Source organism: Mycobacterium bourgelatii, from assembly GCF_010723575.1.
Taxonomy (GTDB): domain Bacteria; phylum Actinomycetota; class Actinomycetes; order Mycobacteriales; family Mycobacteriaceae; genus Mycobacterium; species Mycobacterium bourgelatii.
Genome location: NZ_BLKZ01000001.1, coordinates 4084276 through 4108480, shown reverse-complemented (window position 1 = coordinate 4108480; position 24205 = coordinate 4084276). Strand labels below are relative to the sequence as shown.

General features: G+C 64.2%; 11 protein-coding genes. 8 read left to right on the top strand and 3 right to left on the bottom strand.

The window, feature by feature from the left end:
• Nucleotides 1-13 precede the first annotated feature (13 nt).
• Nucleotides 14-1810: a DUF6311 domain-containing protein gene (locus tag G6N68_RS17690; protein ID WP_163714908.1), complete on the top strand. Its 1797-nt coding sequence runs from the start codon at nt 14-16 to the stop codon at nt 1808-1810.
• On the opposite strand, the gene G6N68_RS17685 is transcribed toward G6N68_RS17690, so the two are convergent.
• Complete coding sequence (locus G6N68_RS17685; RefSeq protein WP_163718757.1) at nt 1807-9318, bottom strand: BTAD domain-containing putative transcriptional regulator; 7512 nt, start codon at nt 9316-9318, stop codon at nt 1807-1809. The two genes, G6N68_RS17690 and G6N68_RS17685, sit on opposite strands and share 4 nt — an antisense overlap.
• Before the next feature lie 100 nt (nt 9319-9418).
• On the opposite strand from G6N68_RS17685, the gene G6N68_RS17680 reads away from it, so the two are divergent.
• A complete protein-coding gene (locus G6N68_RS17680) occupies nt 9419-10369 on the top strand; it encodes a TIGR03564 family F420-dependent LLM class oxidoreductase (RefSeq protein WP_163714905.1) in 951 nt (316 codons plus the stop codon).
• Here G6N68_RS17680 and G6N68_RS17675 read toward each other — a convergent pair.
• The gene (locus G6N68_RS17675; RefSeq protein ID WP_163714902.1) at nt 10325-11290 is read right to left on the bottom strand and encodes a LysR family transcriptional regulator; all 966 of its coding nucleotides are present in this window, start codon (nt 11288-11290) and stop codon (nt 10325-10327) included. The two genes, G6N68_RS17680 and G6N68_RS17675, sit on opposite strands and share 45 nt — an antisense overlap.
• A gap of 92 nt (nt 11291-11382) precedes the next feature.
• Between G6N68_RS17675 and G6N68_RS17670 the strand changes: the two genes are divergently transcribed.
• The 5 genes from G6N68_RS17670 (at nt 11383) to G6N68_RS17650 (ending at nt 15969) form a co-directional block, all read left to right on the top strand.
• Nucleotides 11383-12669 carry an aromatic ring-hydroxylating oxygenase subunit alpha gene (locus tag G6N68_RS17670; RefSeq protein ID WP_163714900.1) on the top strand — a complete coding sequence of 429 codons (1287 nt, stop codon included), beginning with the start codon at nt 11383-11385 and terminating at the stop codon, nt 12667-12669.
• Nucleotides 12666-12986, top strand: coding sequence for a hypothetical protein (locus G6N68_RS17665; RefSeq protein WP_163714897.1), 321 nt, complete (start codon nt 12666-12668; stop codon nt 12984-12986). Before G6N68_RS17670 ends, G6N68_RS17665 begins: the two co-directional genes overlap by 4 nt.
• A gap of 5 nt (nt 12987-12991) precedes the next feature.
• Nucleotides 12992-13822: a TauD/TfdA dioxygenase family protein gene (locus tag G6N68_RS17660; RefSeq protein ID WP_163714893.1), complete on the top strand. Its 831-nt coding sequence runs from the start codon at nt 12992-12994 to the stop codon at nt 13820-13822.
• Nucleotides 13819-14673, top strand: coding sequence for a TIGR03619 family F420-dependent LLM class oxidoreductase (locus tag G6N68_RS17655; RefSeq protein ID WP_163714890.1), 855 nt, complete (start codon nt 13819-13821; stop codon nt 14671-14673). The genes G6N68_RS17660 and G6N68_RS17655 overlap by 4 nt, the downstream gene beginning before the upstream one ends.
• A 93-nt stretch (nt 14674-14766) precedes the next feature.
• On the top strand, nt 14767-15969 hold the full coding sequence (locus tag G6N68_RS17650; RefSeq protein WP_163714886.1) for a cytochrome P450: 1203 nt from the start codon (nt 14767-14769) through the stop codon (nt 15967-15969).
• A 56-nt stretch (nt 15970-16025) separates the two neighbouring features.
• On the opposite strand, the gene G6N68_RS17645 is transcribed toward G6N68_RS17650, so the two are convergent.
• On the bottom strand, nt 16026-23513 hold the full coding sequence (locus G6N68_RS17645) for an ATP-binding protein (protein WP_163714885.1): 7488 nt from the start codon (nt 23511-23513) through the stop codon (nt 16026-16028).
• A gap of 143 nt (nt 23514-23656) precedes the next feature.
• Between G6N68_RS17645 and G6N68_RS17640 the strand changes: the two genes are divergently transcribed.
• The gene (locus G6N68_RS17640) at nt 23657-24166 is read left to right on the top strand and encodes a PE family protein (protein WP_163714883.1); all 510 of its coding nucleotides are present in this window, start codon (nt 23657-23659) and stop codon (nt 24164-24166) included.
• The last annotated feature ends 39 nt before the right edge of the window (nt 24167-24205 follow it).

Below are 24205 nucleotides of genomic sequence, written 5' to 3'. Positions count from 1 at the left end.
AATAGGAGGCTTGGTGCCAGCAGAGGCGGGCGAGGTCGAGTGTGCGGACGAGCCCCGAGGTAAGCACCGGGCGCTCAAGGGATTCGCCGTTTTCCTCGGCTACCTGGCCGGGGCGATGGTTTTGACGATCAGCGCCTGGAGCGACCCGAGGTCCGGCTGGGCAGGGGGCTGCTGCGATCAGCAGCAGACGATCTGGTTTCTCGGCTGGACGCCACACGCGCTGGCCAACGGGCTCAATCCGTTCTTCACCACGCAGATTGCCGCGCCCGATGGCGTGAACCTCATGTGGAACACTCCGATGATCTTGCTCGGGCTGCTCGGCTGGCTGCCGGCGAAGATTGGCGGGCCGATCTTCGGGTTCAACGTCCTCATGATCGTCGGCATCGCACTCAGCGCGTTCACCGCCTGGGTTGCGATCCGCCGCTGGACCGGCGACGGCGCTGCTCCGCTGGTCGGCGGTGCCATCTATGCCTTCTCGCCCTATGTCGCCTCCCACGCGGCGATGCACCTGAACCTCGCCACCGCCTGGGTGCCGCCGCTGATTCTGTGCGTCGTCGACGACCTTCTCGTGACGCGACGCCGACCGCCGTGGCAGGCCGGGGTAGCGCTCGGAGTCCTCGCCACCGCGCAACTCCTCATCACCGAAGAGGTGTTGGCCACCTGCGTCGTGGCGTCCGTGGTGTTGGTGTGCGTCATGGCCCTTGCGCGCTGCGACGCACAGTTCCGGGCTCGTTGGCGTGCGGGAGCGGCCCGCCTGGTTCCGGCGCTCTCGGCAGCCACCATGACCTTCCTGGTGCTCGCGGCCGGACCGCTGTACGCGCAGTTCTTCGGACCGCGGCGGATCAGTGGGTCGGTCCAGCATCCCGAGACCTTCTCGACCGATCTCCTCAATGTCGTCCTGCCGACGCCCTACCAGCTGATCGCCCCGGACGCGGCAACCGAGGTGTCCCGCGAGTTCAGCGGCCTGTATCACGAGGCGACGGCCTACCTCGGGCTGCCGTTGCTCGTGCTGCTTGTCGTGGCCGCCGTTCGGCTGTGGGACGACCTGCGGGTGCGTATCGCCAGTGTCACCGGGGCGCTGCTTCTGCTGCTGTCGCTCGGCCCGTGGTTGCACATCGGCACGGAGAAATTGCCCGTCCCGTTGCCGTGGCTGCCGATTGGAAAGCTGCCGCTCTTGCAGCATGTGCTGCCGGGACGCTTCACGCTCTACGTCTGGTTGGCGGTTGCCGTGATCATCGCGATCGTCATCAAGCGAGCGACTCGTCTTGCCCCGGGGCCGGCGGCACGGTGGCTGCTTGTCGTGGCCGCGGCGATCGTCTTCATTCTGCCCGCTCCGCTGGGACGCCAGCCCTTCTATACCCCGGACTTCTTTCGCAATTGGGCAAGCCACCACATTGGGTCCGACGAAACCGTCCTTGTGGCACCGTATTTCACCAACGGAATCCAGGCCGCGCCGATGGTGTGGGCGGCGGAGGCCGACTACGGGCTTCGAATGCCTGAGGCGTACGCGTACGTTCCTCTACCCGATGGGCGGACCAGTTCCGGGCCGCCCCCGACGCGACTCTTCAAGGTCATGCGGATGATCCAAGAGGACAAGATGTCCTTCGTGGCGCGGGACGAGGTCCGCGCGCAGATCATCGCCAATCTCCGGTTCGCGGAGGTCCGTCACGTCATCGTCGGACCCATGGAGGCTGCGAATGAGATGCTCGCCTTCTTCACAGATCTGTTCGGCCGGCGACCCGAATATGTCGGAGAGATCGCGATCTGGCGGGACGTCAACGTCCGGGGCGTGGTTGCCGCACCTGACTAGGTCGTGGCGTTCGTCGCATGCGGGTGCAACTCATCGAAGCGTGCGATCGCGGCCTCGATGTTTTCCTCGTCGTAGAGTTCGCAGCGGTTGAGCTTGTCGCTGTCGATCGTCAGCAGCGCAACTTCCCGCCACTCGGCGTCGAAGCCTTCGCTGGTTGTGCCACAGTAGGAATGGACGACGACCCCGCCCAACTCGCTCAGCCGACAAACACTTTCGACGCCAATGCTGGTCTGTGGCGTGACATTCCAGGTGGCGGTGAAGTAGCTGAGCAGGTCACCAGGTGCAAAGGCGATCCCTCTTCGGTGGTCGACGCTCACCATATCCGTTGTCGTCAGTGGAATATCGTGCCGGTTGAGTGCGGAATACGCTTCCCGGATTACCGACCATGCGTGCGAGTGGGCGCTTGCTTCGCCGGCCAGATAGCGACTGTCGAGCTCTACGAACGCGGCGTCCATGTCGTCGGCGTCGAATCCGACGACCGCAGCTATTCGTCCGTCCGCGTCGATTTCGACGACGTTGAGCACTTCTGTTTCGTAGGATGAAGATTGAAACTTCATGAGGGCCAGGCGATCTCCGCGGGCCGCGCTCACCGTTAACGTTACGTTGTTGACGTCGGTAACGGACTCCGCGAGGAAGCGCATGTTCGCCAGTTCGGCATCGCGACCATGTCTAACCCCTGCGTTGACGACACGGCGGCGATCGTGCGTGGACACGTCGTCGGCCAGCATAGCCGCCATGGCGTCCCAGTCACGCGCCGCGAATGATGCCCAATAACGCTCGTACATTAGGCTCGCCGCGTTCTGCAGAGGCCGCGTCCGCGGCTGCAGTTCGTCAAAGCGGGCAAGCGCGGCTGCAATGTCTGTCTCGGCGAATAATTCGCAACGGTCGAACCGGTCGCCTTTGACAGTTAGCACTTCGAGCATCCGCCACTCCGCGGCAAATCCCTCTCGGGAGGTGCCGCTTGCCACGAGAGTGCATACCGTTCCGATGCTGCTTAACCGATGTACGGCAGTAGTGCGGAAGGTGATGTCCGGCACCTGTTCCCACGTGACGCGGATGTACGCGGCGAAGTCACCACCGGGCGGGAAGGCTGGGACCGGGCGGTGGTCGACGCTCATCACGTCCGGTGTCATCAGCGGTAGCTGCTGGCGGTTCAGGCGATCGTTGCTGTCGGTGACAAGCGACCAGATATGTGCGTGCGCCGCCGCTTCGCCGGCTATGAAGCGCGCGTCAAGTTCGGCAAAAGCGGCGTCGATATCGTCGAGGTCGAATGTGATGACCGCCGAGGTCCTTTCGTCATCACGGATTTCGACGATCTGTAATAGATCGAGTTGGAATGCCTTGGGTCGCTTGCCATCGCCCAAACTGGCATGAGTCAGGACAAGACGATCTCCACGGATCGCAATCACGGCGACCGCGTCGAACGTGAGGTCTACGATGTCAACACCCGTCCGCAAATCCTCGAGCGCGGCTTCGCGACCATGTCTGGTTCCTGCGTTGACGATTCGTCGGCGATCGTCGTTAAACATGTCCTCGGTCAGCATCGCGGTCATGGTGTCCCAGTCGCGGTCAGCCAGCGCTTCCCGGAAACGTTCGGTTACGCGGCTTGCGGTGTTTTCCAGACGCTGGGTCCGTGGCTGCAATTCGTCGAAGCGTGCGATGGCAGCGGCGATATCTGCCTCGTCGAATGCTTCGCTTCGGTTAAATCGATCACCCTGGACGGTCATCAGGAGCAACTCGCGCCACTCGGCGTCGAAGCCGTCCCGCGAGGTTCCCTTGATCGTGTGAGTAACGAGCGCCCCACAGTCGCTTAAGCGGTGCACCGCAGCGACTCGATACTTCAGGTCCGGCATCTGAGCCCAGGACGCACGAACATACTCGACCAGGCCATTCGATTCGAATGTCGCCAGCAGGCGGTGGTCTACGCTCGCAAAATCTGTTGTCAATGGGGGCAATTCACGCCGGTTGACGCCCGCGTAGCACGCGGCGACGAGCGACCACGTGTGCGCGTGCGCCGCAGCTTCCCCGTCGAGATAGCGCGCGTCGAGTTCGTCGAACGCGGCGTCAACATCTTCGACGTCTAATACGACGCGTCCTACGATCAAGTTCTCGGCATTGATCTCGATGATTTCGAGCAGGTCGGTATGAAATGCCTCGGGTCGTCTGTCGCGGCCCCAGCTTTGGCTTCGGCTGAGGAACAGGTGTTCTCCGCGGGTGGCGATCGGTTGCGACGTTACGTGTTCGACTCCGATGTCGACCATTGCCGATATCTCGGCAAGCACTGCATCCCGGCCCTGGCGCAAGCCGGAATTCACCACGCGCCGACGATCTTCCGTCGAGATATCCCGGGCCAGCAGCGAAGCCATCACGCTCCAGTCGCGGGAGGCCATGCACGCGCGGATGCGCTCGTAGACGCGGATCGCCGCATTTTCCAGCCGGCGCGGCTGCGGAAACAGTTCATCGAACCTGGCGAGTGCGGCGGCAAGGTCTTCTTCTTCGAACAGCTCAGTGCGGCTGATCAATTCGCCTTCAACCGTCGAAACGATGATCGACCGCCACTCGGCGGTGAAGCCGTCGTGCGATGTGCCATACGCGGTGGCGGCGGTGACTGCCCCGAATTCGTTCAACCGATGCACCGCCTGGATGTACGGTTGCATTTTTTGGTTAAGGTCGCGCCCAGCCCGGATGTAAGCGATCAGATCGCCAGGGGCGAACCCAGCGGCACGGCGGTGATCGACGTTCATCGCGTTCGGCGTAAAGAGGGGAACCTCACCGTGTCGGAAGGCGGCGTAGCTCGCCGTAATGGTTTGCCATGTGTTCGCGTAGGGCGCGGCTTCGCCGGCGACATAACGATTTTCGAGCTCTTCCAGGGCGACCTCGAAATCATCGAGGTCGAACGTAACAAGCGCGTCGATTCGGCCCTCGGCGTCGACTTGCAGAACGTTGAAGACGTCGGTCCGGAATGCATCGGGTCGCTGGTTGTGGCCCGCGGAGTGCGAGCGGCTGAGCAGAAGTCGCGTGCCGCGAGTCGCGATGATTTCGTCGGAAGTGATGTGCTTGACACCGATCTCGACGAGCGCCGCCATCTCGGCGATGACTGCATCGCGGCCAACCTGAAGTTCGGCGCCTACCACCCTTCGGCGATCGTGGTGGAACGCGTTGTCGGCCAGTAGTTCGGCCATGGAATCCCAGTCGCGGGCGGCGAAGTTCGCCTGCAGGCGCTCGAAGGCCCGACAGGCGGCGGTTACCGTCTTCCGGGCACGCGGTTGCACCAGCCGCCCGTGTGCCGCCTCAAGCTCGGCCATCGCAGCGTCGAGATCGTCGGCGTCAAACCAGTCCTGGACCGCGATCCGGCCGTCTTGGTCGAGCTCATATAACTGCAGCAATTCGTCCCGTGGCGCACCGGGAGTCGGATCGTCAGGGCCTACTTCTAACCGGGTAAGAGCCAGACGCTCGCCGCGCACCGCTACCACGACGTGTCGGTACCGCACCGGAGCCAACGTCTCGCGATAAAGTTTGGCGCCGCGCTCCCATTCGCTGTAAGGAAGTTCGACACGGCTGGCACCGACTACTTTTCGATGGCTCTCGCAGGAGACTACGGCTGCGACTAGGTGTTCGATCTCGTCCCAAGCCTCGCGATCGTATGCCGCGTCTAGTCGGCGAATCACCCGCACGCACGCGTTGTCCGGCTCAACACCAGGCGTTTCCGGTGGTGCCAGGGGAGCGGGTTGCGGGTGCTCGCCCAGAACGCGGCGCGCCATTTCCGCGAGCGCTCCTGCCCCCTTTCGCTCATACAGCGCGACCGCGCGCTCCGCGGCGGCTCGCGCCTTGAGTGCGTCGCCAGCCCCGGGACCCCCCACGACCTGGGCCAACGTGAGACATGCATCGGCGTGATCGACCAACAAGTCGGTTCGCTCAGCCAACTTGACAGCGGCCTCCGCCACCTGTCGCGCCTGGTCGTAGTTGTCGGCGCGCGTGAGCAACTGTGCGCGCAAGGTTCGCCAGCTGATCGACGCCTTCAGCGCATGCCCGGCGAGAAGCTCACTCTCCCTACATAATTCGGCAGCTTCAGCCACTCCGCCAAGCGCAAGGCAGGCGCGGCCCAGTAGCGCTGCGGTCTCTGCGGTGTCGGATTCGAGGCCCATCCGGCGAAAGCCGTTGTATGCCTTGCGCAAATGCGCCTCGGCTGCGCCAGGATCCTCGACCACCAGTTCGACGATGCCGGCAAACTGCTCCACCTCACACAGCGCATGACGTAAACCAAGTTCGGTGACCGTGCGCCGGGCCGAATCGATCATCCGCCGCGCGGCGGCGGCGCGACCGCGAAGAGCCTCCAGGACGGCCTGGCACCGCGTCGACGTCGCCTCCACCGCCGGCGAGTCCGTCGTGATCCTGAGCAGTCGCACCACGTCCAGACATCGCCCGCCCGCGCGCGGAACAGGATTGGGGCCCCACAGCGCAGCCAGCGGCGCGCCCGCTAGCACGGCATTCACTTGGCGGTGTTCACCCGCGCGCCGCGCCGCCGCCAGGGCGGCGTCCAAAGCAATTTCGCAGTCACCGATTCGTCCAAGACGGGCGAGACACGAAGCACGGACGGTGTGCGCCTTGGCTTCTCCGGACGCGTCGCCCAATTCCGTCAGCCTTATCGCGGCCGCGCCGACCGCGGCTTCGACCTCATCCAGACGCTCGGGATGCACCAACATCGAGAGTTGCCCATCAAAGCAGGTCGCCCAGGCCGCAAGACGTGCTGAGCCCGTTGTGGTCTGCTGCAGTTGCGCTACCGCACCTTCAGCCGATGCCACGTCACCCGCGGCCAACAGCGCCTCGCAGCGGGCGATCAACAGCTGCGCGGCCTGGTCGTCCCGGTCGGGCAACTCGTCGTCGATCTCTTCGAGCGCGTGCACGGCGCGGTTGTACAGATCGGCGGCGCCTTCGTAGGCAAGACGTGCCATCGCCTGGTCCGCCGCCCGGCGGCAGTAATCCACCGCCTTGACCGCGTTGCCCGCCCAGGCGCATTCGTAGTAGTGGTGTGCCAGTTCAGCGAGCAGTTCGTCGTCGGCCCCGGGCCACGCCTCCAATGTGGTTGCGATGCGCTGATGCAGCCGCATCCGTCGCACCGACGCCAATTCGGCCAGCAGCGATTGCCGGACGATGGCGTGGTTGAACCGGTATCGACCACCCGGCTCTTCGATGACGATGCCGGCCTTGCAGGCCTCGTCGAATGCATCAACAAGGTCTTGGCCCACCACCTGCTCGACCAGATCCAGCGCGAACCGGCTGCCGACGACAGCGGCGGCGGCCAGGGCCTTGTTCGTCTCCGCCGGTAGCCGAGAAAGCCGGCGGCTCACGGCTTCACGAACTCCCTGCGGCAATGTATTCGGATCCCACCGACCACCGCTTTCCTCGACGTGGCGCAAAGCCTCGATGAGGAAGAACGGGTTGCCGCCGGTTACCGACGCCAATGCCCGGGCTAGTTCCTCGTCGTCGTAACCGGCCTCGGTGACATAGGCGGTGACGTCGTTCTCGTCGAGGCCGCCGAGCTGAAGCCGGTGCGCGATGCCGTCTCGGTGCAAGTCGGCCAACATCGCCGCCAACGGGTGTGAGCGGTCGAGATCGGTGCTGCGGTAGGTGCCCACGACCTGCACGCGGGCCTGCTCGCCGAACCGCAGCAGATGTCGCAGCAGCAACAGCGTGGGCTTGGCCGCCCAGTGCAGGTCGTCGAGGATCAGGACGACGGGCGCCAGCCCGGAGGCGACACCTAACAGCGCGACGACGGCGTCGAAGAGCGCATAGCGCTCGGTGTCGGGGTCGGCCCGGGTCGGTGTTGCGAGATCTGGCAGCACATCAGCCAGCCCGGGCGCCAGGGGAAGTAACGCTTCGACACCGCGCAGCCCGCGCAGCCGATTGGCATCAAGGCATGGGACGAGTGAACGCAGGGCTTCGGCGAACGGCTGATATGGCGCGCCGAGGTCCTCGTCGCAACGGCCGTAAAGCACCACGGCGCCCTGTTCGTAGGCCTGTCGTGACCATTCGCCCGCCAGGCGCGTCTTGCCGACACCCGGCTCGCCGGCGATCAGCACGGCGTGGGTGCCGTTGGTGAGCGCGGTCTCCCATGTCGACATCAGCCGCGCCAGCTCGGGTGCGCGCCCGACGAACGGCCCTGGGCCGCTCAGCACCGCGGGGAGGCCCGGACGCTGCAGCGCCCACTCGGCTTCGCCGCATTGGCGGTTGTCGTCGGCGGTTTCCAGGCGCAGTTCGAAAACGTGCTCGGGGCGGGCCAAGTTGCGCAACTGCCGCATGCCCAAATCGACGAGCAGAACGTCGTCGCGCAGCGAATCGATGACGAGTTCGGCGGTCGCGCCCGAGCACAGGGTTTGACCGCCGGTGGCCAGCGATCGCAGGCGCGCGGCGCGGTTGACGGCACGACCGAAGTAGTCGCCGTCGCGAAGCTCGACCTCGCCGGTGTGCAGCGCGACGCGGATCCGCATGGGCTCAGACAGTGACCACGGCTCGTGCGCAATCGCGTCCTGCAACTCGATGGCCGCGGTCGCGGCCGCCGACGGGCGCTCGAACACCGAGAACGTCGCGTCGCCCTCGCCGCGCGTCTTGATCAGCCGTCCGCCGCGCGATGTGACGACCTGCTCGACAAGCTCGTCGTGCCGAGCAAGCGCCACCGCCATGGCGTCTGCGTCTGCCTCCCACGCGGCGGTCGACCCTTCGATATCGGTGAGTAGAAAGGTCACTGCGCGCATCACCGACGAAAGCTGTTGCACCACAGGGATATCTAACGAAGGATCTTGGGCGACGATGGCAGCCTCGAGTCGGCGCAGTTCCGGACCGGGGTCGACGCCAAGCTCGTCGGCCAGCAGCGATCGCGCCCGCTGATATCCGCCCAGCGCCTCGCCCTGCCGGCCGGCCCGATAAAGAGCGAGCATCAGCTGCCCCCAGCGGCGTTCGCGTAGTGGCGCCTCTGCCACCGCGGCTTCGAGCTCGCCGATGATCTCCGCGGCCCGTCCCGATGCCAGCAGCACATCGGCCCGGTCCTCGACGAGGGCGGCGTGACCTTCGATCCATCGGGTCTTCTCGGCCACACCCTGCTGGGAGTCGGGCAGTTCAGGCACGCCGCGCCAACGAGCCAGGGCCTCGTCGAAGCGGACCAAGGCTTGAGCCGTGTCGCCCGCGGCGGCGGCCTCGCGGCCCATTTTGGCGGCGAGTTTGTATCGCGCGACATCAACCTCGGTGCCGGCCAACGTCCAGCCGAGTCCCTCGGTCAACACGACGCCATCGCCGAGCGTGCGACGCAACGAGGAGATGTGAGTCTGCATGGCCTTCGCGGCGGTGCGGGGCGGATGCTCGCCCCAGAGCAGCTTGGCGACCGTGTCGGCGGGCAGCACCGACCCGTGATGTAGCCCGAGCATCGTGAGGATCGCGCGGGGTTTGGCGCCCGGAATCGCCACAGGAACGCCGGACTGGCGGACCTGGAGAGGCCCTAAAACCCCCAGCTCCACGCTTGGAAGCGTACTCACGTTTTCATCCTGCGGGGCAAGACTCAACGCATGGTCAAGGCCGAGTAAAGGAGCCGCGCCGGAGGTCGTGTCCAATGGTCGTATGCGAATCGGACTGATGGTTGGCTCCGACAAGGAGCGGTCGCGCGCTGATCGCTTGCCCGGTCTGTTGGATGACGCCCGGGCCGCCGACGCCGCCGGCTTCACCTCGTTTTGGATGCCTCAAGTTCCGGGATATCTGGATGCGATGACCGCGGTCGCGCTGATCGGGCAGGTGACAGAGCGCGTCGAGCTCGGAACCGCAGTGGTGCCGATCCAGACGCGGCACCCGCTGATCATGGCGCAGCAGGCGTTGACGACGAACGCCGCGTGCGCTGGTCGGTTCAGCCTGGGACTAGGGCCCTCACACCACTGGATCATCAGCGACCAGCTTGGGCTTCCGTACGACCGGCCGGCCCACCTGGTGCGGGACTACCTCGATGTATTGGCAGCGGCGTTCGCCGGACCCGGACCCGTTCAGGTCACCAACGACACCTACCGCGTCAATGCGTCAATCGATGTTGCCGACGCAGCCGAAACGACCATTCTGCTTGCCGCCCTGGGGCCCGCCATGCTGCGGATCGCCGGCGAACGAACGGCCGGCACCATTCTGTGGATGGCCGACGAGCGTGCCATAGGCGATTACATCGTCCCGCGGATCACCGCGGCGGCCGCCGAACGGGCGGCACCGCGGGTCGTCGCGGGCGTCCCGGTGGCGCTGTGCTCCAACGACGAGGTCGACCGTGCCCGCGCCTATGCCAGCGAGGTATTGGGCCACGCGGATTTCTCGCCGAACTACGTCCGGCTACTCGAGCAAGGGAATGCCCAAGACGTCGGCGACACCATGGCCGCGGGAGACGAAGCGGCCGTGCTCGCCCGGCTGCGCAGCTATCGTGACGCGGGCGTCACCGATCTTGCCGCACGAATCGTTCCGCTGGGTGACGACGCCGCCGCGCGAACCGAGTCGCGGCTACGGACCCAGCAGTTCCTCGCTTCCGTCTGCCCTGAGCTCTAGGTCCCGGCTCCTGGCGATGTTCTCGACGATGATCTGGCATGCGGTCTCGTAGAAAGCGCTGATCAACGTCGAAAACGAAAGTTCGAAGGGATAAATCATGTGCACCGCCAGCGGTTCCAGGGCCCAGTCGGGAAGCACAGGCACGATGCTGCCGTCGCGCAGTTCCTTGGTGCAGATGATTTGGGTAGGCATGGCGCCGACGCCCAGGCCCTGCAGGATGTACTGCTTGCACACCTGAAAGTTGTTGGCGCGTGCGCGCACCGGGGGCGACAACTCGAATCGCCGCTTGTTTCTGGCGACCGTGAGCTTGCGCGGACCGCCGAAGCCGAAGTCGATGAACGGCACGTCATTGAGCTGAGACGGCGCGGTGATGGGTTCCGCCAGTCGGCCTACGAAGTGCGGTGCGGCACAGAGAAACAGGTGCAGATCGAAGACTTTTCGCGCGATGAGCGTCGAATCCTGCAGCGGCCCAGGGCCGAACACGACGTCGAAACCGTCTTTGATCGGATCCACCATGCTGTCGACCAGGCGGATGTCCAAGCGCGACTGGGGATAGCGCTGCAGGAAGGTGGCGCCGACCCGCGAGGCATAGTCGACGCCCACGAATACCGGTATCGCCACTCGCAACTCGCCTTGTGGTTCCTGCTTGCTCCCCTCAACCAGGGCGCGAACGCCATTGGCCTCGGCGAGGATGTTCACGGCGTGGGTGTAGACCTTCTCGCCCAGGTCGGTGACCGTGAGCTGATGGGTGTTCTTGCGCAACAGTTTGATGCCCAGGTCGGATTCCAGCTTGGTCAATTTGCGGCTGACGGTGGATTTGGGCATGCCCAGCAACGTGGCCGCCTTCGACAGGCTGCGGCTTTCGACCACCTTGCCGAATACCAGCAAGGCGTCGAGGTCGAAGGCAAGGTTCTGCTCCATAGCGGTGTTCCAACTATGCAACAGGGTGTTGCACTTTTGCATCTTTTTTCACCATTTCCGCTGCTGTTACCGTCGGCCCGAGGAGGGGCCCGATGAGTCACGACAGCCTGGTGACCAAGCCCGCGACGGGGCATTGGACCGACGCGTATCCCGAACTCGGCCGCGGCCCGGTGTCGCTCGAGGACTGCGTGTCCGAGGAGTTCTACGAAAAGGAACGCGAGCACATCTTCAAGAAGTGCTGGCTCTACGTCGGTAGGGTCGAACGCGTCCCGCACGCGGGCAGCTACTTCACCCGCGAGTTGAAGGTGCTGAACACCTCGATCATCGTGGTGCGCGGAAAAGATCAGGTGATTCGGGCTTTCCACAACATCTGCCCGCACCGCGGCAACAAGATGCTGTGGGAAGACGACCCCTTCAAAGAGGTATCCGGGCGGGCACCGTTGCTGTACTGCCGCTTCCATGGCTGGCGTTACAAGTTGGACGGCACGCTGCACTCGCCCACCCGCAAGGATCTGCTGCTGGACTTCGACGCCGACAGCTGTCGGGTGCCGGCCGTGCAGTGCGAGGTGTGGGAAGGCTTCATCTTCATCAACCTCAACCCGAACAACACCGAGCCATTGCGCTCCTTCCTCGGTGAGCTCGCGCACGGCATCGAGGGCTACCCCTTCGCCGGGCCCCACCAGATCTACAAGTTCTCCGCCGAGCTGCAGTGCAACTGGAAGATTTTCGTCGACGGTTTCGCCGAGAGTTACCACGGCCCCTACCTGCACGCGACCTCGTTCGGCAGTGTCACCGCTGAGGCCAGGGATGCGTTGGACAAGCCAAACCCGTTCACCGATGCATTGGCCTATCAACTCAGCGGACCGCACCGGATGTTCTCGTTCTCGGGCGAGCCGTCGCGAAAAACGCCGTATTCCAAACCCATCGAATGCGTGATGGAAGCGAGTGCGGCCGGTCCTTGGAATAAGAAGCTCGACAGAGGACCCATGCCCCCCGGCATCAATCCGACGCGCTCGGAGAAGTACGGTTTCGACTCGTTCCAGTTCTTTCCCAACTTCGTGCTCATCTTCGGGTCATCCGGCTTCAGCACCCATGCCCACTGGCCGACCGGCCCGCACTCGCATCTCTTCGAAGCCGAGATGTTCTATCAGCCGCCAAAGACGCACAAGGAGCGGCTCGGACAGGAACTCACGGTCACCTACCTCAACGACATCATCCTCGAGGATGCGAGCCCGTCCGAGGGGCTGCAAGCAATGCTCAATAGTGGTGTCCTCACGCACTTCACGATGAATGACGAAGAAATCCTGCTGCGGCACTTGCACAAAGTTGTCGCCGACTACGTCGAGGCGGGCGAGAGAGCCAAAGCGGGTCAACGATGAGCACTTTGCCACCGGAGTTTTCACACCTCGAACATCTGGTTCCCGAATGGGCCATCGAAGACGGCCACGCGCGGTACGTGAAGCGTGTCAACAGCACGATGGAAGAAATTCGCTCGTTCTACGACGAGGTGTTTCCGCACGCCGAGGAAGCGGTGGCCTATATCGACAAGTTCGACTACGCCGAACCGCTGCCCGATGACGTCGCGAATCTGCGCAACCTGCTGTACTCGTTGATCACCGTGTCGTTGGCCGTTGAGCTGTGGAAGCAGCCCCGGGTAAAGCATTCGGCCAGCACCATTCTCACGAGACTGAACTGACTGACATGGCACTGAGCTCAGCCCAACTCGAGGTTGTCGACCTGACGCCGTATATCGGCAGCGAGATCCGAACCGATCTCGACACGCTGCTGAGTGGTCGAGAGGCCGCGGCTGTCCGCGAGATTCTCGAGCAGCGGGGGGTGGTGTTCTTCCGGGGGTTGGACATCAGCGACGAGCAGCAAGTCGCGATCGCCAGGACACTCGGCGACCTGGTCGAAAACGAGGGCGTGGGCGGGATCAACAAGATCTCACTGGACGCCAGGGTGAACCAACGCGCCAAATACCTCAAGGGCTCGATGTTTTGGCACTTCGACGGTTCCCTGCAGCCGCTGCCGAACCTGGCCACCCTGCTGCGGGCGGTGCAACTCTCCGACACCGGAGGGCAGACCGAATTCTGCAACACCTACCAGGCGTACGAGGACCTTCCGGAGTCGGACAAGGAAGCGATCGCGGAACTGCGCGTGGTGCACAGCGCGGAGCGGTCCCAGTACTACGTCACCCCGGAAATGAGTTACGAGGAAGTGGCTTTCTGGCAGAAGTCGCCAACCAAGGCTTGCCCACTGGTGTGGACGCATCGGTCCGGCCGCAAGTCTCTACTGCTGGGCGCGACGTCGGACTACGTCATCGGATTGACGCCGGAGGAAAGCCGTGCTTTACTTGCGCGCCTGCGTGATTGGGCCACCCAACCGCGGTACGTCTACCGGCACGAGTGGCAGTTGGGTGATCTGCTCATCTGGGACAACACCGGAACCATGCATAGGGTGCTGCCGTACCCGGAAGACAGCGGCCGCTTGATGCACCGGACCATCCTGGCGGGCGAAGAGCCGCTGCAGTGAAGCTCGGTATCGCCACGCCGGTCGTCACCAATATCGGTGGAGCGCCGCTGGAGTGGGAAAAAGACGCCGGTATCGAAGAGATCGGCCGAGTTGCCGAGGTCGCGGATCGGCTTGGTTACCACCACATGACATGTAGTGAGCACATCGGTTTGCCCTCCGCCGAAATCGGCCGACGCGGTGCGCGCTACTGGGACCCACTCGCCACCTTCGGCTATGTGTCCGCGCGCACCAAACAGATCCGTTTCGCGACCATGACCTTGGTGCTTGGCTATCACCATCCGTTGGCGATAGTGAAGCGTTACGGCACCCTCGATCACGTCAGTGCCGGACGGGTCATCCTCGGTGTCGGCGTCGGGTCACTCAAGGAGGAGTTCGACCTGCTCGGCGCACCGTTCGAGGACCGCGGTGCGAGAGGCGACGACGCACTGAGAGCGCTGCGCGCGGCGCTGCCGAGTAGCGAGCCCGCCTATGAAGGCGAGTTCTTTTCGTTCGGCGGGCTGACCGTCGATCCGTGTGCATTGCAGCCGCATATGCCGATCTGGGTCGGGGGCCGCACTCGACGCTCGCTGCGGCGCGCGGTCACGCTCGCTGACGGATGGTGTCCGTTCGCCGTATCCATCGATACCGCAGCGAAGTGGCTGCAGTCGTTTGAGTTGCCTCCCGACTTCGAGGTGGTACTGCCCGCCGACCAACCTCTCGATCCCGTCGGAAACCCCGCCGCGACAACCGAGGCGCTGCGGGTACTGGAGGCTGGCGGCACCACGACCTTGTCGGCTCGTTTCGTGCACCACTCGCTGCAGCATTACCTCGAACAACTGCATGCGTTGACGGAGCTGCATCGTGAGTTGTAGGCGTCGTCGAATGTGGCGGATATGTACTCATTCCAACACTTTTGGTCTATTTGCCCCCACACTGGACGGGGCCAGCAATAGAAGGAGCGTGGCATGACCGTCAGTCCTACCGCAGACGTGTACTACGACCCGTGGGACGCCGACCTCAACGCGGATCCCTATCCAATGTTCCGGCGCATCCGCGAGAACGCGCCGCTGTACTACAACGCAGATCACGACTTCTATGCGCTGAGCCGTTTCGACGACGTCAACCGGGCGCTGGTAGACCATCAGACCTTCAGTTCCGCACGCGGTGTGGTACTGGAAATCATCAAAGCCGGCATCGAAATCCCGCCGGGCTTACTGATCTTCGAAGATCCACCCCTGCACGACATCCACCGCAGCCTGTTGTCACGCGCGTTCACACCGCGCAAGATCAATGCCCTCGAACCGATGATCCGCGACTTCACCCAACGGTGCTTGGACCCACTGGTCGGCGGGAATCGCCTCGACTTCGTGAAGGATCTCGGCGCCATCATGCCACTGCGGGTGGTGGGCATGCTTTTCGGGATTCCCGAGGACTACCAGCGCCGGGTGCAAGAGGATGGGGAGAAGTTCGTCCGCACCAAGCGCGGCGGCCGGATGACCGACAACCAGGACGCGAAGCTTGCCGACGGCGAGATTTTCGCGGACTTCATCGACTGGCGCACAGACCACCCCGCGGACGATCTCACGACCGAACTTCTCAACGCCGAATTCGAGGACGAAACGGGTCGCACCAGAAAGCTGGAGCGCGACGAACTGCTGATGTTCATGAAGGTTGTGGCGGTCGCCGGGTCGGAAACCACGACGCGGCTGATCGGGTGGGCGGGGAAGTTATTGTCCGAACATCCGGACCAACGGCGGCTTCTTGTCAGGGAGCGATCACTGCTGCCCGGCGCGATCGAGGAAATCCTGCGCTTCGAGCCGCCCGCGCTGCAGGCGGCGCGGTATGTAACTCGTGACGTCGAGTTCTACGGGAAAACCGTCCCCGAGGGCAGCGCGATCCTGACGCTGATCGGGGCCGCCAATCGCGATGTGACGCGCTTCGGTGAGAACGCCGAGGAGTTCGATGTGACGCGAGTGCCGCGCCAGCATCTGACCTTCGGGGTGGGGGCGCATTATTGCCTGGGCAATGCCCTCGCCCGCATCGAGGGACGAATAGCCTTGGACGAGATCATGAATCGATTTCCCGACTGGGAAGTCGATCTCGACGCCGCGGTCTTTTCGTCATCGTCGGCGGTGCGCGGCTGGGACAGCATGCCGGCGCACGTTTGATGGCTTCTCAAGGATCGCAGTGAGTTCTGCGAACCGGCCGATCGCCGAGTCGGGCTTCAGTCCGTCGGCCCACCGCCCCGACTGAGCTCGTCGAACCGCGCTAGCGCAGCGTCGAGGTCCGCCTCGTCGAACAGCTCGCAACGAATGACCCGGTCGCCATTGACGGTCAGCACCTGGATCATTCGCCATTCGGCGTCGAAGCCTTCGGGCGAGGTTCCAGACGCTATATGGGTGAGGACCGCGCCGAAATCACTGAGCCGATGCACCGCCTCGACACAAATGGTGAAGTCGTGCATTTGCTCCCAAATGGCGCGAATGGACGCGGTCTGGTGGCTGGACGCGAACAGCCTTCCTCGTCGGTGGTCGACAATGATCCATTCCGTCGGGGGCAATTCGTTCCGGTTGAACTCGACGTAGGTCCGTGCGATGACGGACCAAGTGTGCGAATAGGTGTTGGCTTCGCCCGCAAGGTATCGCGCATCGAGCTCTCCGTAAGCAGACTCAAAGTCGTTGCATCCGAACGAGACCTGGGCAACGATACGCTCGTCGCTGTCAATCTCGACGACGATGAGCATTTCACTGCGGAACTCCCCGTGGCGCGGTTCGCGGCTCAAGGAACTCATACGGGTGAGGGCGAGGCGTTCCCCCCGAGTAGCGATGACACCTAGCGTCGTGCTTTCACCAGCCTCGGACAACTCTCGCAGATTTTCGATCACCGCTCCGCGGCCGTTCCAGAAACCGACGTTGACAAGGTCGTGGCGGTCATCGACGACAGTGTCTTCGCTTAGGATCTCCGCGATCGCTGCCCAGTTGCGCGCGGCAAAGTTCGTAAAGAAGCCGACTTGTGCTCGGGTTGCCGCGTTCTCTAGCGGTGGCGCCACCGCCAATTCCTCGAACCTAGCAAGCGCGATGTCGATGTCAGGAGCGTCGAAAACTTCGACACGGCTGAGCAATTCACCTTCGACTGTGAAGACGTGAATCATCCGCCACTCGGCGGCAAAGCCCTGGGGCGAGGTTCCTATCAGCGCCTGGGTAATGACGCATCCGAGTTCGTTCAGCCGATGCACCGCCTCGATGTAGCCGTGGACCTCCGGAGTGAGAGCCCACACGGCACGCAGAGCCGCAGCCAGGTCAACCCCCTCGACCGATACCAGCGGTCGGCGGTCGATGTACACCAGATCCTTTGTTGCCGGTGGAAGTTCATGACGATTGAAGGTGGCGTGCGCCTTTCTTATCGCCGCCCAAGTGCGCGCGTGGGGGGCCGCTTCGCCGGCAAGATAGCGCGCATCGAGTTCTTCCAACGCGCATTCGATGTCGTCGATGTCGAACACGACCTGCGCCACCGCGCGGTTGTCGCGGTCGATTTCGAGGATACAGAGCGCCTCAGTGTGAAACGCTTCGGGCCGCTGGTCTCGGCCAACCATGCGGGAACTGGTGAGGCACAGGAGGTCTCCGCGAGTCGCAATGTATGTCAACGCAATGTTTGCGACGCCGAGGTCGGCCATTGCACGCATGTTGGCGATATGGGCGTCTGGCCCCTTTAGGTTTCCCACGCCCACGACCCGACGACGATCCTGCGTGGAGATATCGTCGGCCAGCAGTTCCCTGATTGCGGTCCAATCCCGAGAAGGGAATTGCGCCAGGCGCTCGGACAGGCGGGTCGCCGCGTTTTCCAGGGGTCGCGACGGTGCTTGGAGTTGCTCGAATCTTGCTAGTGCGGCGTCGAGGTCCGCCTCGTCGAACAACTCAAACCGGCAGACCAGGTCGCCTTCGAATACGAAGAGGCCGATCTCGCGCAACTCGAATTCGAAGCCGTCCTGCGAGGTTCCCGTCACTACCTCTGTGATGACCGCTCCAAAGCTGTTCAACCGGTGCACATTTTCGAGGTAACCCTTGACGTTAGAAGCGACGCTCCACGTGGCGCGAAGGAAGGGGATCAAGTCGCCGGATACGAAGGCTCTACCTTGCCGATGATCAATGTTCGCGAAATCGTCGGTCGTCATCGCGGAGACTTCGTGTCGGTTGTACGCGTTTTGGACCCGCGTGAGCAGCGACCATGCGTGTGCGTGGGCGGCGGCTTCGCCGGCGAGGTACTGGGCGTCCAGTTCCTCGATGGCGGCATCGATGTCGTCGAGATCGAATGAAATGAGCGCCGCGATCCGCTCATCCGCGTCGATCCCAATCAGGTGGAGGACATCGTTGAGAAAAGCATCGGGTTGTTGAACCCGACCCCAGTACCGGGTGCGACTCAGTGCGAGTCGCTGTCCGCGGGTGGCAATGATAGTCGGTGCGAATCGCATGACGCCTATATCGGCGCTCACCCGTATGTTGTTGAACACGGCATCTTTGCCCTGCAGGAGAGCGGAATTCACTATCCGACGACGATCCTCGTCGGAAATATCGTCTGCTAGAACTTTGGCAATTCCGTCCCAATCGCGTGCCTGGAAGGACGCTGCGAGGCGCTCGGTGGCTCGACTTGCGGCGTTTTCCAGCCGAGGTGGCCGATTCAACTCATCGAACCTCGCGAGCGCGGCGTCGATATCCTCCTCGTCGAATAGTTCGGTGCGGGTGATCAGTTCGCCGTCGACCATCACGACCGCGATCTCCCGCCATTCGGCGTCGAAGCCCTCTAGCGACGTCCCATGCGACGCTTGGGTGACGGCGGCTCCCAGGTCGCTCAGCCGGTGCACCGCCTCGATGTAGATCTTGCTGTGTGGCGCGAGATCCCATGTGGCACGGACGTATGCGGGCATATCACCGGGCTCGAACGCTCTCCCTCGCCGGTGGTCGACGCTGGCAAAGCCTGGTGATCCCGGCAGTTCGTGCCGGTTCAACGCGGCGTAGGCCTCGGCGATCGCCGACCATGCCCGCGAGTGAGCAGCCGCTTCGCCGGCGAGGTAGCGGGCGTCGAGCTCGGCAATGGCGGCGTCGAAGTCGTCCGAGTCGAACGCCACTCGTGTCACTAGTCGCTCGTCGGCATCGATCTCGACGATGCAGAGGTCCTCGACGCGGAACGCCTCGGGCCCCGCGTCACGCCCCTCGAAAAGCGCGTGGCGAAGACACAGGCGTTCGCCCCGCAGTGCGAGTGGTGTCGTGGTGATCTTCCACGCGCCAATGGCCGCGATTTCACGGAGGTTTTCGACCTCTCCGGCGCGGTCGAAGCTTTCTCGGCGGAGCCCCCGCCGACGGTCGTCGACCCGAAGGTCGTCGGCAAACATCTCACCGAGCTCGTCCCAGCGTCTACTGGCAAAGAGCTCGCCAAGTCGGTCCTCGGCTCGAGATGCGGCGTTCTCGAGCGGCGCCCGCGGATGTGGTTCCTGGAACCGGGCCTGCGCTGCGTCGAGTTCGGCGAGTGCGGCGTCAATGTCTTCGAGGTCGAACCACACCTGCGACGCGATTTGGTCCTCATCGTTGAGACCGATTACCTGGAGCATCTCGTCGTACGGCGCCCCGGGACTCACGTCTGCAGTGCCGACCTTCAGTCGGGTGAGAGCAAGACGCTCGTTCCGCACGGCGACAACGGCATGAGTGTGTCGCACCATCCCCAACTTCAGATAGTGCCTCATCTCCCGGGGCCACTGGCGCGCCGGAACCTCGACGGGCGCAAAGCCTACGATTTTCCGACGACTCTCGACGATGACGTTGGACGCAAACAGCTGCTCCAACTCCTCCCAGGCCTCGTGATTCACCGCAGCGACGGCCTGGTCGAGCGCACGCACGCACGCATTGTCCAACTCGACTTGCGGCGCCTCGGGCGTTGTTGCGGCAGAGGGCAGTTCGACACCGACAGTGTGGCGTGCCTTTTCGGCAAGTGCCGCAGCACCTTTCCCTTCGTATAGCCCGACCGCACGTTCGGCGGCGGTTCGCGCCCTACCGATATCGCCGGCGGCCTCCAACACCGTTGCCAGTGCCAAGCAGGCGTCGCCGTGATCAACCAACAGGTCCGTGCCCTCGGCCAGGGCGACCGCAGCCATAGCCCATCGCCGAGCCTCGTCGTGCTCGTTGCGGCGCGAAAACAGCTGCGCCCGAAGCGATCGCCACGGGATCGACGCCTTCAGTGCATGCCCGGCGAGACGCTCACTCTCCCGGCACAATTCGTCGGCCTCGGCGTCTCGGTCTAACGCGAGGCAGGCACGACCCAGCAGCGCGGCGGTTTCGGCGGTGTCGGCGTCGAGGCGCATGCGTCGAAATCCGTTGTAGGCCTGGCGGAGATGGGGCTCGGCCGCGGCGGCATCGTCGGCGACCAGCTCGACAATCCCGGCAAACTGCTCAACCTCAAGAAGGGCATGGCGCAGGCCGAGTTCGGTGACGGTGCGCCGAGCCGAGTCGATCATCCGTCGTGCCGCCGCGGCGCGGCCGCGGAAGGCCTCTAACACGGCCTGACATCGTGTCGACGTGGCTTCGACCGCTGGCGAGTCGGTCGTGATGCGGAGCAGCCGCACCACGTCAAGACACCGTCCTCCCGCGCGGGGAACCGGGTTGGGTCCCCAGAGCGCGGCGAGCGGTGCGCCGGCCAGCACCGCGTTCACCCGGCGGTGCTCACGGGCCCGCCGCGCCGCGGTAAGTGCATCGTCCAAAGCGATTTCGCAGTCGCCGATTCGTCCGAGTCGAGCAAGGCAGCCTGCCCGGACCGTGTGGGCCTTGGCTTCTCCTGCGGCGTCGCCCAAATCGGCCAGCTTCTCGGCCGCCGCGCCTACCGCAACTTCGACCTCGTCCAGACTCTCGGGATGGCTCAGCATCGACAACTGACCGTCGAAGCATGCGGCCCACGCCGCGAGCCGGGCCGAACCGACTGTTGCCTCTTGCAGTTGCGAGACCGCGCCCGCCGCCGACGCCACGTCGCCTGCGGCCAGCAACGCCTCGCAGCGTGCCACCAGTAGCTCGACCGTCTGGTCAGCGCGATCGGGGAGTTCGTCGTCGAGCTCGTCCAGTGCGTGCAGGGCGTGGTCGTACAGGTCGGCGGCGCCTTCGTAGGCGAGTCGTGCCATCGCCTGGTCTGCGGCTCGTCGGCAGTACTCGACGGCCTTGGCCGCGTTTCCCGCCCACGCGCATTCGAAGTAGTGGTAGGCGAGCTCAGCCAGCAGCTCATCGTCGGCGCCGGGCTGGATTTCCAGAGTCGTGGCGATGCATTGGTGCAGCCGCATGCGCCGCACGGAGGTGAGTTCGGCAAGCAGCGACTGCCGCACGATGGCGTGGTTGAAACGGAAGCGACCGCCGGGTTCTTCGATGACGATGCCGGCCTGGCACGCCTCGTCGAACGCGTCGACGAGGTCTTGGTCGAGCACTTGCTCGACGAGGTCTATGGCGAACCGGCTGCCGACGACGGCGGCTGCGGCAAGGGCCTTGTTCGTCTGCGACGGAAGTCGCGAGAGTCGGCGGCTTACCGCTTCCCGAACCCCCTGCGGCAGAGTGCTCTGATCCCACACACCGCCGCTTTCATCGACGTGCCGCAGCGCCTCGATGAGGAAGAACGGGTTCCCACCTGTGACGGACGCCAGTGCCCGCGCCAGTTCTTCGTCGTCGTAGCCGGCCTCGGCGACATACGCGGTCACGTCGTGTTCGGCCAGACCGCTGAGCTGAATGCGATGTGCCGTACCGTCCCGGTGCAGGTCGGCGAGCATCGCCGCTAACGGGTGGGAGCGGTCGAGGTCGGTGCTGCGGTACGTGCCGATGATCTGCACGCGGGCCTGCTCGCCAAAACGCAAGATATGCCGCAAGAGCAACAGCGTTGGCTTGGCCGCCCAGTGCAGGTCGTCAAGGATCAGGACGACGGGCGCGCTGGCCGAGGCGACCCGCAACAGCCCAACCACGGCGTCGAAAAGCGCGTAGCGCTCGGTGTCGGGGTCGGCGCGTGGCGGCGGGGCCAAATCCGGCAGAAGATCGGTCAGCTGGGGAACCAGGGGGAGCAATGCTTCCACGCCTCGCACCCCCCGCAGCCGCGTAGCCCCGAGGCAGGGCACCAGGGAACGCAGGGCTTCCGCGAACGGCTGGTAGGGCGCGCCGAGGTCCTCGTCGCAGCGGCCGTAAATCACCAGGGCGCCCTCGTCGTAAGCCTGTCGGGACCATTCGCCGGCCAGACGTGTCTTTCCGACGCCGGGTTCCCCCGCGATCAGCGCTGCGTTGGTCGAGCCGGCGAGTGCGGTCTGCCACGCCAAAAGAAGTCCTTGGAGCTCGCTGCCCCGCCCTACGAACGGCCCGGGACCGACGAGTACCGCCGCGAGGCTGGGCCGAGTGAGGGGCGCATCGCTCGTCTTCGGTTGCGGGGCGTCCTCGACTGTTTCCATACGGAGCTCGAAAACGTGCTCCGGACGCGCAAGGTTGCGCAGCTGTCGCATCCCCAGGTCGTCGAGCACGATGTCGTCAGGCAACGAATCGATGACCAGTTCGGCGGTCGCGCCGGAGCACAGTATCTGGCCGCCGGCAGCCAGTGACCGTAAGCGTGCGGCGCGGTTGACCGCGCGGCCAAAGTAGTCGCCATCACGAAGCTCGACCTCGCCGGTATGAAGCGCCACGCGAATCCGCATCGGTTCGCGCAACTCCCAAGGCTCCCGACTGATCGCGTCCTGTAACTCGATGGCGGCGGCCGCCGCAGCAGAGGGCCGATCAAAGACTGAAAACGTCGCATCGCCCTCACCGCGCGTCTTGATCAGGCGGCCGCCTCGAGAGGTGACGACCTGCTCGGTGAGCTCGTCGTGACGCGCCAGCGCCACCGCCATTGCCGCAGCGTCAGCCTCCCAGGCCGCGGTCGATCCCTCGATATCGGTGAGCAACAACGTCACAGCGCGTGTTACGGCTGAAACCTGTTGCGTCGCAGCAACATCCAGAGCAGCATCTTGTGCAACGATCGCGGCCTCAAGCCGCCTCAGCTCCGGCCCCGGATCCACTCCTAATTCGCCGGCCAGCAATGACCGCGCCCGCTTATACGCGCCAAGGGCTTCCCCTTGCCTGCCGGCGCGGTAGAGGGCGAGCATCAGTTGGCCCCAACGGCGCTCGCGCAGCGGCGCATCAGCAACACCGCCTTCGAGTTCGCCGATGAGCTCCGCAGCGCGACCCGTTGCCAGCAGGGCATCGGCCCGATCCTCCACAAGCGCGGCATGACCCTCGATCCACCGCGTCTTTTCGGATGCTCCGCGGTGGCTGTCGGGTAGTTCGGGGATTCCGCGCCAGAGGGTCAAGGCTTCTTCGAAGCGGGCCACCGCCTGTCGTGTGTCCCCAGCGGTCGCAGCGTCGCGCCCCAGCCGGGCAGCCGACTGGTACCGGGTGGCGTCGACTTCGGTCTCGGCCAGCTTCCAACCAGTTCCCTCGGTTAACACAAAGCCGTCGCCTAGCGTGCGACGGAGCGAGGAGATGTGAGTCTGCAGGGCCTTCGCAGCGGTGCGTGGCGGGTCATCGCCCCAGAGCAGCTCGATCAGCGTGGCAGCGGGCACTACGGAACCACAATGGAGACCAAGCATCGTCAGGATGGCGCGCGCTTTCGTGCCCGGTATTGGGACCGGCGCGCCCCCCTGCCGGACCTGAAGCGGACCCAAAACCTGCAGTTCCACCGCTAAAAGCGTAGTCACATCTGTGATCGTGGGTAAGACGATTCAATGCTTGGTCAAGATCGAGTAAAGCTCTCGTCATAACTGAAGTGCGCTTTGTTTCGGCAGGCTACGCTGAGCTGCGCATACATAGGGGGCTTGCGGACATGTCGGGCGTGAGCGTGTCGCCAGAGGCCCTGGCGGCGGCGGCGGTGGACCTGGAAACCATCGCCGCGACGCTCGAGGATGCCCATCAAGCGGCGGTACCCGTCATCCAGACGCTGGCACCCGCCGCCGCTGATGAGGTGTCGGTGAGCATCGCAAGTGTGTTTGCAGAGCACGCCCAGGAATACCAGGCGGTGGCCGGGCAGGCTTTGGCATTTCAGGGGCAATTTGCTCAGAATCTGAACGCCGGCGCTGCCGCCTATCTAGGCGTTGAGAACGTTCTGGTCTACCTATTGCGGAGTCTGGATGCGGGTGTGACCTGGACGTGGGGCCAGTTGACACAGCAGCTGATCAGTTTCGTCGCCTGGCCTGATTCTTGGGTTCAGCTAGTTCCCGGTCCGCTGCAAGCCCTCGTCGTCGGCATTCCTTTCGCATCCATTTTCGTCGGTGCGATTCCGTTCATCCTGCTCTCGACGGTCATTCAAAACCTTATTTTGGCACTCGGCGGGTAGCCGGTGAACCGACGCTGGCATCCGTTCACTGAAGTGGTT

Excerpts from the sequence above, each read along its gene's own strand:
- G6N68_RS17680 (WP_163714905.1), top strand. The coding sequence starts at position 9,419 with ATGCGAATCGGACTGATGGTTGGCTCCGACAAGGAGCGGTCGCGCGCT.
- G6N68_RS17675 (WP_163714902.1), bottom strand. The coding sequence starts at position 11,290 with ATGGAGCAGAACCTTGCCTTCGACCTCGACGCCTTGCTGGTATTCGGC.
- G6N68_RS17670 (WP_163714900.1), top strand. The coding sequence starts at position 11,383 with ATGAGTCACGACAGCCTGGTGACCAAGCCCGCGACGGGGCATTGGACC.
- G6N68_RS17665 (WP_163714897.1), top strand. The coding sequence starts at position 12,666 with ATGAGCACTTTGCCACCGGAGTTTTCACACCTCGAACATCTGGTTCCC.
- G6N68_RS17660 (WP_163714893.1), top strand. The coding sequence starts at position 12,992 with ATGGCACTGAGCTCAGCCCAACTCGAGGTTGTCGACCTGACGCCGTAT.
- G6N68_RS17650 (WP_163714886.1), top strand. The coding sequence starts at position 14,767 with ATGACCGTCAGTCCTACCGCAGACGTGTACTACGACCCGTGGGACGCC.
- G6N68_RS17640 (WP_163714883.1), top strand. The coding sequence starts at position 23,657 with ATGTCGGGCGTGAGCGTGTCGCCAGAGGCCCTGGCGGCGGCGGCGGTG.